This window comes from Streptomyces sindenensis, assembly GCF_014649035.1.
Lineage (GTDB): Bacteria > Actinomycetota > Actinomycetes > Streptomycetales > Streptomycetaceae > Streptomyces > Streptomyces sindenensis.
Window position 1 is genome coordinate 70,314 of sequence record NZ_BMSG01000034.1, and the last position, 11,918, is coordinate 82,231.

The window sequence follows — 11,918 nt, forward strand, 5'->3', positions numbered from 1 at the left end:
GGAGGCGGCGATGCGTTGGTTGGTGGGATGGAGCAGTATCGCCGCGAGCTTCGGCACCGTCGGCGCCGTCGGAAACGGCGGAGAGGGGCGCACGGTCCACCCCGTGGGCTCCCAACTCCTGTGGGGCGACCCGGATCCGCTCTGGGCGGTCGGCGACTGGCGCCCCGACGAGATCCGCGTCATCGGCGTCGCCACCCCCGAAGGCGCCCCCACCGTCCGCCTCGCGGTCCTCGGCTGCTGCGGCGCCACCGACGAACAGCTCCGCGTCGGGCTGCTCGCCGCACGCGGCGGCGCGATGCGCCATCTCACCGCCTGGCCCGGCAGTTACACCGCCGTCGTCCAGATCGGCCGCCGCATCACCGTCGCCGGCGATCTCGCCGGCGCCCGGCCCGTCTTCCACACCCCCTGGGCCGGCGGCACCGCCTACGCCACCGCCGCCCTGCCGCTCGCCGACCTCATCGAGGCCCAGCTCGACATCGGGCACCTCGCCGCCCTGCTCGCCTGCCCGGAGACCCCCGAGGCCCTCGGCGACGGCACACCCTACGAGGGCGTGCGGCGGGTCCCGCCGGGCCACGCCCTGATCCTGCGCGAGGGCTCACGGGAGATCACGGGGTACGAGGCCGTCGCCTCGCTCGCCGTCGCCGCACCCCAGGCCGACCCGGTGCACGCGGTGGAGGGCGTACGGGACGCGCTCGTCGAAGCCGTACGCGCCCGGCTCACGGCCCCGCGCCACGCGCCGGAGAGCATGCCGCAGGACCCGGGGCCCGTCCCCGGCATGGGCCCCGCCGACCGGCGCGCCGCCCGGGGCGGACCCGTCGCGGGCATCGGCGCCGACCTCTCCGGAGGCAGCGCGTCCGCCACCCTCGCCCTGCTCGCCTCCGGGCTGCCCGGACTGCCCGGCACCCTCCTCGGCCACGGCACCGGCGCCGGGGAGCGGCTGCTCGCCGTCACCCTCAACGACCTGACCACCCGCGGCAACGAGGGCGAGATGGAGCGGGCCCGCGCCATCGCCGCCAACCCGCGCCTGCACCACGTGGTCGTCGCGGCGGGCGAAGAGGCCCTGCCGTACGCCGCGTTGGAGACCGGCGCGCTCACCGACGAACCGGCTCCCTCCCTCGTCCTCGCCGAACGCCACCGCCGCCGGCTCTCCGCGGGCAGCGCCGACCACCTCGTCGGGACCGGGGCCCGCCAGGTGCTGGACGCCCACCCGGCCCGCCTCGCCGACCTCCTGATGGACCGGCGCAGACGCCACCTCCTGCGCCCCGTCGCTGCCCTCACCAAGGCCGAAGGCCCCACGGCGCACTCCCTGTTCGTCCCGCTGACGGTCTACCGCGCCGCCCGCCGCCTGGCCCGTACGTCGTACCGCACCGGCCTGGAGTCCGCCGCCGGACTCCTCCCCGACGCCAACCGTCACGCCCCCGACCTCGCCACCCCCGCCGACGCCTCGCTCGCCGCCCTCGCCTGGTCGCGGCCGGGGCCCGCGGCGCGCTGGCTGACCGGAGAGGCACTGGCCGACGTATCGGTTCGCCTTCAGGAGGCGGCGATCCGGCCCACCTCCGTACAGCGCCCCGGTGAGGCCCGCGCCCGCGCCACCCTCGCCCGCGCCGCCGCCGACCACCGGATCCTGGAGCAGGCGGCCGAGATCCGCAGCCAGCGGCTGCACGCCCCGTTCCTCGACAACCAGGTCGTCCGGGCGGCCCGCGCCCTGCCCGAGTCGCTGCGCGTCCAGCCCGGCGCACGGGCCGCGATCCTGCGCCGGGTGCTCGGCGGGGCGGGCATCCACGATCTGCCGCCCGGCTGGGGAACGCCCTCCCAGGCCACCTCCACCGCCGTCACCCGGACCGGCCTGCGCACCGCGCTGCCCGAGCTGATGGCCCTGTTCGACGCTCCGCTGCTGGCGGACGCGGGCCTGGTCGAGGCCCGGGTGGTCCGCAAGGCCCTGCGCGCCGCGTCCGAAGGGGAGCCGCTGCCCCTGGACGGTCTGGCGGACCTGGCCTCCACCGAACTGTGGCTGCGCCGCCTGGTGACCCGCCGAGGCACCTGCTGGACGGGCACGGCCGCCCCGCGCCAGCGCGCGGTCGCGGGTGGAGTGGTCCCGGCCCGGCGCACACTCCAGCCCTGACCGGAATCCGCCGTACGTCTCATGGTCGCGGCAGCCGAAGCCCCGCTGCCCCGGCCACGAGATGCGCGACGCGTGTACGGCTCAGGCGCAGCTGATCCGGGACTCCGCCCAGTCGGCCAGGGCCACCCCGCCCATCGGCCCCTCAGGCTCCACCACCAGGCGGATCGAGGACTGGCCCGCGATGCCCACGCTCACCGGGACGGCGGGGTCGCCGCCCCGCATCAACGGGGAGCGCCACAGCCGGGCCCCGTCCCCGTTGAACACGGAGAAGCGCACCGCACCGAGCCCCCGTGTCAGGTCGTCCACCCCGACCATGGCCTCGTAGCGCGTGCACGGCCGGTTCAGCTGGATGGTCACCGAGGAGCGGGCGTGCACGGTCGCCCCGTGCGCGTAACGGGTGGAGGCGATCGACACGTTCGACCGCTGCCAGACCCAACTGCTCCGGCCCATCGCCACTTCCGGCTCGGTGTGGTCGCCGAACACGGAATACGCCAACTCGCTGACCTGGTACACCTCCGGTGCGGGCGGCGGCGGTGTGGGCTTCGTCGGCGTCGGCGTCGGCGTCGGCTTCGGGGACGGCGGCGGGCTCGGCGCCGGGGGAGCGGGCTTCGGCGGCGGCTCGGGCGAGGGCGTGGGACTCGGCGTCGGCGTGGGCTTCGGGGCCGCCGCGGGCGGGGCCGGTGGCGGGGGCGCGGGCGCGGCCGGTGGCTTCGGGGCCGGTTTCGGGGACGGCGGCGGAGGCTCTGGCGTCGGCACGGCGGGCGCCACGGCCGGGGGCTTCGCGACCGGCTTGGGCTCCGGCTTCGGCTGGTCGTCGCCGACGAGCGCCCAGACCAGACCCGCCGCGGCGGCCACCGCCACGGTGGCGGCGATCCCCGCCTTCGCGGGCGCCCCGAGCCCCTCGGACGCCGCGGCTCCCCCGGCGGCCCCGCCGGTGGAACCGGACCCGGTGGCCGCGGCGGCGGCACCCGCCCCGGCGGCCCCGGCCGCACCACCGGCCACGACGCCCGCGGCCTTGAGCGAGAACCCGGCGGCGAACCAGCCGATGACCGCGACGGGCAGCAGCGCCGGAATCCCCGCGTTCACATGGTCCAGCTCGCCCGCGGCCACCCGGCACTTGGCACACGCGTCGAGATGCTTGCGCAGCCCGCGTTCGGCCCGGGTCCGCAGCCCGCCCCGGGCATGGGCGCCGAGCCGGTCGGCGTACTGCGCGCAGTCCCCGCCGGTGGTGAGCGCCTGGCTGACGTGGGCCTGGAGATACGCCTGCTTGAGCCCCTCGCGGGCACGGCTGGCCAGCACGGCGGTGGCGTTGGCGGTGAGGCCGAACAGCGGGGCGATCTCGCTCGGCGACTCCTCCTCCACCGTCGTGTGCCACAGGACCGCCTGCCAGCGCTCCGGGAGGCTCCGGAACGCCTGCATCGCCATCGACTGCTCGGCCTCGTGCATCGCGAGGACGTCGGCGCCGAGTTCGAGGGTGTCGTCGTCGGAGAGCTCGGAGGAGCGGGTCGCCTGCGCGGCGAACACCGCGAAGTCGTCGACCAGATGCTCCCGCTTGGCGCTCTTGGTCCAGGTGGCGGCGACATGGCGGACGGCGGTCATCAGATAGGCGCGGACCGCTTCCGTCGGCCCCTTCCCGCCCCGTACCGCCTGGAGCGTGCGGGCGAACACCTCGGCCGTCAGGTCGTCGGCGGTGTGCGCGTCCCGGCAGCAGCTGCGGGCGTAGCGGAGCACGGCGCCCGAATGCCGCCGGAACAGCTCCTCGTAGGCCTGGTCGTCGCCCGCCCGCATGTCCTCGATCAGCCGGGCGTCCGAGGGACCGGCCTCGGGGGCCCCGCTGCGGCCGGCGCGCTGCTGCGGAACCGCGTGCGGGCCGGAGCCCGCACCGGCGGCCCCGCCGGACGTGTCCTCCTCGGCGATGGCGGGCCACGGGCCGGGCAGGACGGTGCCGCCCTCGTCCTCGCCGCCCGACGGGCCGCGCACAGCCTGGACCGGCACCTGTCCGGCGGACAGGCCGTCCGCCTTCGTGTCCCTGTCGGCCGCAGCGATCTCGCCGAGCGGCTCTTCCTGCTGCTCGTTACCGCTCATCGCGGAAGCCCCCGTATACACCCTCGGACCCGAATACCGGCCAAGACTGCCACATGGCTCAATCGTGTTGGCCTCTCAGCCCCGCCAACCACTCATCCGGGGCGTTTTCCCGAATGTGAGTACTAGAGCTCCCTCATTCGGGGAATGCCCTTCCGTCGACGCGCCCGAGCGATCCCGACGAGCCCGAGCGATGCCGACGCGGCCAAGCGAGGTGACACGCCCGAGCGAGGTGACACGCCCGGGCGATGCGGACGAGCGCGGGCCGACCCGCGCGGGGCCACCGGCCCCGGCCGTCACGCCGGGCGCGACCGCAGCCCCTCCAGCAGGATGTCCAGCAGCCGGGCCGAAGCCGCGGCCTGCTGAGCGGCGTCCGGCAGCGAGGGAGCCGCCGTGGCGATGACCAGCAGCACATCGGCCACCGTCACGTCCCGGCGCAGCTCACCGGCGTCCCGTGCCCGGTCCACCAGCCGTCCCACGACCTCCAGCAACTCGACCGCGCCGGTCTCCTCGCCGAGGCCCTCCAGCCCGTCACCGCCCCCGGCGGGGCGGCGGCCGACGCCGCGGAGCTCTTCCTGGCCCACGCCCTGCCGCTGCTGCGGAACCCGGGTCTCGTCCACGGATTCCGCAGCCGCCGGCCCACCCGGCTGCTCCTCACCGTCGACCCCGACCCGCAGCACCTGCGGCGGCAGCAGCCTGCCCGCGCCCGACGCCACCGACGTACGCAGGAAGCGGGAGAGCGCCGACCAGGGCTTCTCCTCCTGCCCCAGAGCCGTCCGCGCCTGCTCGGTCAGCCGGGCCGTCTCCTCCTCGGCTATCCGGCGGACCAGCACGTCCTTGCTGGGGAACCGCCGGTACACGGTGCCCACGCCGACGCGTGCCCGACGGGCCACGTCCTCCATCGGGGCGCCGTAACCCAGCTCCCCGAACACCTCGCGGGCCGCCCGCAGCACATGCTCCAGATTGCGCTGCGCGTCGACCCGCAGCGGGGCCGAGCGCGGCGCGCCCGCGGTCCCCGTCGTCGCCGTTCCGGTCGTCGTCGCCCCGTTCGGGGCCTGGCCGGCAGCGGCTGAACCCAGCGTCGCGGCACTCACCGCGGCCGCGGAACGAACAGCGTCGGCCGAGCTCATGACGCCCAGCGCACCCACGGAGCCGAGGCGTCCCGTGTCATCGGAAGCGTGCGAGAGCGCAGTCTGGCCATGACTATCCTGAATATGCATAACTTCCCCCGGTTATGACGTCTCCCCCCGGAGACTTCCCGCCGTTTCCGTCGGGGAGCGGAGCCATACGAAATCCGCACCCGACACCCCGACGGGTTACGAACATAGTTGAGCCCGCGTCAATTCAGAAGGGGGTTGTTCCGCATGGGCCGCCCCCCGATCGGACCACGATCCGATCCGCGCCGGAACATCCCCCCTCAGTTCGCCCCACACGTACCGCCTGACCTGCACGGCTGCCGCTTTCCGCCGCCGACGGGCCCAGAGCCCCGTTGCCGGTCCTCCGGTCACACAATTTGCCGGGCCTGTGGACAAACCACTGACTCCGTTGCGTCATGGGGTGGTGATGGCTCCAGATTCCCGGGGGACGACCCCCGGCACCCGGCCAGGTGTGCGCGTTCTCGTCGTCGGCGGCGGCTACGTCGGGATGTACACAGCGCTGCGTCTCCAGCGGAAGTTGAAGCAGAGACTGAAGAGCGGCGACGCCGAGATCGTGGTCGTCACGCCCGAGCCCTACATGACGTACCAGCCCTTCCTCCCCGAAGCGGCGGCCGGCTCGATCTCGCCCCGTCATGTCGTCGTACCGCTGCGCCGGGTCCTCAAGGACTGCACGATCGTCATCGGCGAGGCCCAGCGCATCGACCACGCCAAACGGACCGCGACCGTCACCACCCTCGCCACCGGTGAGGACGGCACGGGGGCCCTGGAGATCGGGTACGACGAGATCGTCATCGCCCCCGGGTCCGTATCGCGCACCCTGCCGATCCCCGGCCTCGCCGACTTCGGCATCGGTTTCAAGACCGTCGAGGAAGCCATCGGGCTGCGCAACCACGTCATCGAACAGATGGACATCGCCTCCGCCACCCGCGACCCCGCGATCCGCGACGCCGCTCTGACCTTCGTCTTCGTCGGCGGCGGCTACGCGGGCGTCGAGGCGCTGGCCGAACTGGAGGACATGGCCCGCTACACGGCCCGGTACTACCACAACATCAAGCCGTCCGACCTGAAATGGATCCTCGTCGAGGCGTCCGGGCGCATCCTCCCCGAGGTCGGCGAGGCCATGGGCACCTACGCCATCGGCGAGCTGCGGAGCCGGAACATCGACGTCCGCCTGGAGACCCGCCTCGACACCTGCGAGGACCGCGTCGCCGTTCTCAGCGACGGCTCCCGCTTCCCCACCCGCACCCTCGTCTGGACCGCGGGCGTCAAACCGGCCCCTCTGCTGGCCGCCACGGACCTGCCCCTCACCGAACGTGGCCGGCTCCGCTGCACCGCCACCCTCGGCGTCGAGGACATGCCGCACGCCTGGGCCGCCGGCGACGCCGCGGCCGTACCCGACCTGACCGCCTCCGAACCCGGCCGCGAGACCGCCCCCAACGCCCAGCACGCCGTGCGCCAGGCGAAGGTCCTCGCCGACAACGTCCTCGCCTCCCTCGACGGCCGGCCGCTGACGGAGTACCGCCACGCGTACGCCGGTTCGGTCGCCTCCCTCGGCCTGCACAAGGGTGTCGCCCACGTCTACGGCCGCAAGCTCAAGGGCTACCCCGCCTGGCTGATGCACCGTACGTACCACCTCAGCCGGGTGCCGACGTTCAACCGGAAGGCGCGCGTCCTTGCCGAATGGACCCTGTCCGGACTCTTCAAACGCGAGATCGTCTCCCTCGGCTCGCTGGAGCACCCCCGAGCCGAGTTCGAACTCGCGGCGGGCGGTGGCGGTTCCGGCGCCCCGGGACTGCCCGGCCCCAGCCGCCCGAAGGGCCCCGGGGAACCGCCGCGTGACGCTGGCGAACCGCCGAAGGACGGCCGGACGGACAGCTGACGGCCCGGCCGGACGGACGGCTGACGGGCCGTCGGCCGGGCGGCCCGGCGGCGACTGTCAGTACGGTCGGTCACACTGGACGTGTGACCATAGGTGGGCCCACACCTGCACAGAGTGACCCGGTCGGCAGTGACCATCAGTGACCAGCAGCGACGCACCACCAGCACGACGAGGCCCGGCTGCGCCTTCCCGGGGGTAGGCCCCCCGGAGCCCCGAACACGGCCGAGAAAACGGCAGAAGAAGCAGCCCGCCCGAGCGGACCAGACCGACACACGAGGCCAGAAATACCGTGAACTTCACGCGTTGGAGCGCCCGCCTCCCCGGAACGCAGCGCCGAGCCGCCGCGCGGGACGACCGCAGTTCCGTGCCGGCCGCCCGAGCCGAGTACGCCCGCCCGGAGGGCACGCCCGCCCAGCCGGACGACGCCGCCCCGGCGCCTTCCTCCCCCGCACCGGAAAAGGGCCCGGCCGGATCCGCCCTCGACGACCTCTCCGCCCGAGAGATCCTCGGCCGGCTCCCGGCCCCCGTCGCCCTGCTGCACGGCCCGGACCACCGCGTCGCGTATGTCAACGACGCGTACGAAGCCGCGTTCGGCCCCCGCCCGACCGGCGCCCCCGCCGCCGAGGCCATGCCCGAGCTCGACCGGCTCAGCGTTCTCCCGCTGCTCGACCAGGTCCTGCGCAGCGGCACCCCCCGTACGGTCAAGTCCCGCAGAACCTCCGAGGGCGGCTCGTACACGGTGACCTGCACCCCGATCGCCGGGGAGGACGGCGTCCTCGTCTACGCCGCCGACGTCACCGACCACGCCGAGGCCGCCGAACGCCTGCGCACCAGCGAGCGCCGCCACCGCGAGACGGCCGTCACCCTCCAGCGCTCCCTGCTCCCGCAGGAACTGGAACAGCCCGACGACCTCCGCATCGCCGCCACCTACCAGCCCGGCGGCACCGACGCCGCGGTCGGCGGCGACTGGTACGACGTCATCACCCTCGGCGCGGGCCGCACTGCCCTGGTCATCGGCGATGTGATGGGCCGCGGGGTCCGGGCCGCCGCCGTGATGGGCCAGCTCCGCACCGCTGTCCGCGCCTACGCCCGCCTCGACCTCCCGCCGCACGAGGTGATCCAGCTGCTGGACGTCCTCGCCGCCGAGATCGACGCCAGCCAGATCGCGACCTGCGTCTACGCCGTCCACGATCCGAACGAGGGACAGCTCGTCTACGCCTCCGCCGGGCACCTCCCGATCCTCGTCCGCGACGAGGACGGCACTGTCGAGCGCGCCGCCGATCCCACCGGACCCCCGCTCGGCACCGGCGGCTGGGTCCACACCTCGGGCACCATCCCGCTGCCGCCCGGCTCCACCGCGGTCCTCTATACGGACGGCCTGGTCGAACGGCGCAGCGAGGACATCGACGAGGGCGTCGCCTCCCTGGCCCGGGCCCTCTCCGGCGCCAAGGGATCACCCCAGGTGGTCTGCGACCGGCTGATCCGCTCCCTCGGCGTCACCGCCGAGCACGACGACGACGTGGCGGTCCTGGTCGTCCAGCACCCCGCCCGTACGGGGGCCCACGCGGAGCTGTTCCACAACGCCGCGCTCGATCTCCTCGGCGGCATCGAGGCCGCCCCGCGCGCCCGCGCCTTCGCCACCGGAGTCCTGACCTCCTGGCGCTTCCCCGTCGAGCTCCGCGACCTCGGCGTCCTCGCCACCAGCGAGCTCGTCGCGAACTCCCTCCAGCACGGCACACCGCCGATGCGCCTGGGGCTGCGGCGTACGGACCGACGGCTGATCATCGAGGTCACCGACGGCGACGACCACCTGCCGCGCCGCCGCCAGGCCGAACCGGCCGACGAGGCGGGACGCGGCATCTCGATCATCGCCTCGATCGCCACCTCGTGGGGCAGCCGGCGCACCCCGGGCGGCGGCAAGGCCGTGTGGTGCGAGTTCGCCCTGCCGCAGTGAACCAGGGCGGCAGGGCGGACGTTCGGCGTCGGACCCGGTCAGTGACCGGCGGGGGCGGGGGTGGAAGAGGAGGCGGCGTTCCCGACGGTAACCGAGCCGTCAGCACCCTCCGGCAGCGACACCGCCACCACCCGTGAGGGGACGACTGCCAGCGACGGCTGATCCTGTACGGGGGTGAGCCGGCGCCCCAGCCGCAGCGCGAGCACCGTGATACCGAGCGAGAACAGCACGAACGTCACGATGTACGGGCCGTGCAGCGAGGCCCCCATCGGACCGCCGACGGCCGGGCCGACCGCCAGCGCGAGCTGCTTGCACAGGGCGAACGCCGAGTTGTACTGCCCGACCATCGACTCCGGCGCCAGATCGGCCACCAGCGGGGCGACGGTCGGCGACAGCATCGCCTCACCCAACCCGAACAGTGCGTACGTCGAGATGAACGCGGCCGTCGCCATGGCCTGGCTGCCGTGGCCCAGCCCCGCGTACCCGGCCACGATCCAGGCGAACGCCCAGATCAGACCGACCGCGGCGATGACCCGGCTGCGCCGCCGCCGCTCCACGAGCCGCAGCACGACGAACTGCGCGACGACGATGACCGCGGTGTTGGCGGCCAGCGCGAAGCCCAGCGTGGAGGGCTCGATCCCGGCAGCCTCCGTGCCGTACGCGGCGAGCCCGGACTCGAACTGCCCGTAGCAGGCGAAGAACAGCACGAAGCCCAGCACGCACAGCTGCACCATGGCCCGGTGCGACAGCAGCGCCCGCAGCCCGCCGCCCTTGGCAGCGGCGTCGCCCGAGGGCCGTGCCCCGCCGAGGGAAGCCGTACGGGGCATCCGCACCGTGGTGACGACGACACCGAGCACCACGAACATCGCGGCCTCGATCAGGAAGAGCATCGTGAAGCTCGCCGGACGGTCCACGTCCACGAGCTGCCCGCCGACGAGCCCACCGAGGCCGAGCCCCAGGTTCTGCAGGAAGAACTGCATGGCGAAGGCGCGGGTCCGGGTCGCGGTGCTGGAACACCACACGAGCATCGTGGCGAGGGCCGGCTGCATGACGGCGGTGCCCGCACCCAGGACGGCGGCGGCCAGCACGGCGGCCGGAACAGTGCTCGCGAACCCCAGGGCGGCGGCGCCCACGGAAGCCAGCGCGGAGGCCACCACCAGCACGGGCAACGGGCCCCGCCGGTCGATGGCCCGCCCGGTGAACGGCAGAACGGCCAGCGCCGCCATCGCGAAGACCGCCAGGACGACCCCCGCCGTCCCGGCGCCCAGATCCCGCACCTGCGCCACGTAGACGTACAGATACGGAACGGTGAACCCGAGCCCGAACGCGCTCAGCGCGCTGCCCAGCTGGATCCGCCGCAGCGCCGCGCCCATCTCCCTGGTCACACTCACCTACCTCAAGATCTTGAAGGAATCAGACTCGAAGACTTTAGCAGTAAACTTAGAAGGTGAAAACTTCAGCCTGAAGAACTTCAAGGGTGGTGGGGGCGTGCCATACTGCCCGCCATGTCTGAGAGCACCGAGGAGCCCGGCCCCAGCGAGCCGAGCCTCGACGAACAGATCGCCGCCTACCAACGCGAGTTCCGCGACCTCGACCCCCAGGTCGAGCAGGTCGTCTCCGCGCTGGGCCGCCTGAACCGCAGGATGAACGTCGCGTACGGGAGGCAGGTCGCCGCGCTCGGCATCAGCAACGCCGAGTGGGAGGTCCTCAAGACCCTGGTCCTCTCGGGCGCCCCCTACCGGCTGGGCCCCGGCGAACTGGCGAAGCGCCTCGGTCTCACCCCGGCCGCCATGACCCACCGCATCGACCGGATGGCGGGCGAGGGCCTGGTCACCCGCGACCGCGACGAGAACAACCGGGTCCGCGTCATCGTCGAGCTGACCGACGAGGGCCGTACGAAGTGGCTCGAGGCGATGCGCATGGCGAGCGACTTCGAGGAGGACCTCCTCCAGGACCTGTCCGGCGACGAGCGAGGCGTCCTCGGCGAGCTGCTGGTCCGCCTACTGCGCCGGGTCGAGCACGCCCAGCCGGACGCGGGCGGCCGGCTCACTGACCTGGACTGAGGGCCGGGCGGGGGCCCTGCGCAGCTCATCGGGGGAGGGTTGACACACCCCTGGTGGATCCGTAAAGTTCTCCGAGTTGTCACGGAGCCGGATGGTTCCGGGGCAGCCGATCCCGCCGCACACGCGGCAACCAAACTTCAGCACGATCTCCCACTCGGGATGATTTCGGCATGCCGGAATTCACGACGAGGGCCCGATTATGAGCCGCCGGGAGAATCCGCTAGAGTTTGAGTGTCGGAACGGCCCAACAGCCGCGAGGACAAGCCCCGCTGACTGGGTATCAGGCCCGAAAGGATCTGATAGAGTCGGACTCGCCGGAAAGGGAAAACGCGAAAGCGAAAGAACCTGGAAAGCGAAACTGCACGGCCCGCTTCGACCGGGAATCGGACACGAAAGAGTCTGATAGAGTCGGAAACGTAAGACAGCAAGACAGCGAAACAAAAGAAGTAAACGAAGGGAAGCGCCCGGAGGGCCCCGGTGATACGGGACCGAAGGAAGCGTCCGTTCCTTGAGAACTCAACAGCGTGCCAAAAGTCAACGCCAGATATGTTGATACCCCGGCCTGCTTCGGCAGGTTGGTGGTTCCTTTGAAAGTCCTATGGCCGCCATGCGCGGTGGTAGGCAATACACAGCGAGGACGCTGTGAACAACGGGTCTTATT

General features: G+C 73.2%; 7 protein-coding genes. 4 read left to right on the forward strand and 3 right to left on the reverse strand.

The window, feature by feature from the left end:
* The first annotated feature begins 10 nt into the window (after positions 1-10).
* Positions 11-2,122 (forward strand): asparagine synthase-related protein, encoded by a 2,112-nt coding sequence (locus IE145_RS28060; protein ID WP_189528234.1) that lies wholly within the window; start codon positions 11-13, stop codon positions 2,120-2,122.
* 81 nt (positions 2,123-2,203) lie between these two features.
* On the opposite strand, the gene IE145_RS28065 is transcribed toward IE145_RS28060, so the two are convergent.
* Both IE145_RS28065 and IE145_RS28070 read right to left on the reverse strand, forming a co-directional pair.
* On the reverse strand, positions 2,204-4,207 hold the full coding sequence (locus tag IE145_RS28065) for a sigma-70 family RNA polymerase sigma factor (RefSeq protein ID WP_189528235.1): 2,004 nt from the start codon (positions 4,205-4,207) through the stop codon (positions 2,204-2,206).
* A 293-nt stretch (positions 4,208-4,500) separates the two neighbouring features.
* Positions 4,501-5,424 carry a TetR/AcrR family transcriptional regulator gene (locus IE145_RS28070; protein ID WP_373296643.1) on the reverse strand — a complete coding sequence of 308 codons (924 nt, stop codon included), beginning with the start codon at positions 5,422-5,424 and terminating at the stop codon, positions 4,501-4,503.
* A gap of 343 nt (positions 5,425-5,767) precedes the next feature.
* Between IE145_RS28070 and IE145_RS28075 the strand changes: the two genes are divergently transcribed.
* Positions 5,768-7,240, forward strand: coding sequence for an NAD(P)/FAD-dependent oxidoreductase (locus IE145_RS28075; protein ID WP_189528237.1), 1,473 nt, complete (start codon positions 5,768-5,770; stop codon positions 7,238-7,240).
* Between the two features lie 289 nt (positions 7,241-7,529).
* Positions 7,530-9,194 (forward strand): ATP-binding SpoIIE family protein phosphatase, encoded by a 1,665-nt coding sequence (locus tag IE145_RS28080; protein ID WP_189528238.1) that lies wholly within the window; start codon positions 7,530-7,532, stop codon positions 9,192-9,194.
* A gap of 38 nt (positions 9,195-9,232) precedes the next feature.
* Here IE145_RS28080 and IE145_RS28085 read toward each other — a convergent pair whose 3' ends face one another.
* On the reverse strand, positions 9,233-10,567 hold the full coding sequence (locus IE145_RS28085; protein ID WP_189528241.1) for an MFS transporter: 1,335 nt from the start codon (positions 10,565-10,567) through the stop codon (positions 9,233-9,235).
* 132 nt (positions 10,568-10,699) lie between these two features.
* Between IE145_RS28085 and IE145_RS28090 the strand changes: the two genes are divergently transcribed.
* Positions 10,700-11,257: a MarR family winged helix-turn-helix transcriptional regulator gene (locus IE145_RS28090; protein WP_006125761.1), complete on the forward strand. Its 558-nt coding sequence runs from the start codon at positions 10,700-10,702 to the stop codon at positions 11,255-11,257.
* Positions 11,258-11,918 lie beyond the last annotated feature (661 nt).

Bases quoted from the DNA above. Each gene is read 5' to 3' on its own strand.
- IE145_RS28060 (WP_189528234.1), top strand. From the start codon at position 11: ATGCGTTGGTTGGTGGGATGGAGCAGTATCGCCGCGAGCTTCGGCACC.
- IE145_RS28065 (WP_189528235.1), bottom strand. From the start codon at position 4,207: ATGAGCGGTAACGAGCAGCAGGAAGAGCCGCTCGGCGAGATCGCTGCG.
- IE145_RS28070 (WP_373296643.1), bottom strand. From the start codon at position 5,424: ATGCATATTCAGGATAGTCATGGCCAGACTGCGCTCTCGCACGCTTCC.
- IE145_RS28075 (WP_189528237.1), top strand. From the start codon at position 5,768: ATGGCTCCAGATTCCCGGGGGACGACCCCCGGCACCCGGCCAGGTGTG.
- IE145_RS28085 (WP_189528241.1), bottom strand. From the start codon at position 10,567: ATGGGCGCGGCGCTGCGGCGGATCCAGCTGGGCAGCGCGCTGAGCGCG.
- IE145_RS28090 (WP_006125761.1), top strand. From the start codon at position 10,700: ATGTCTGAGAGCACCGAGGAGCCCGGCCCCAGCGAGCCGAGCCTCGAC.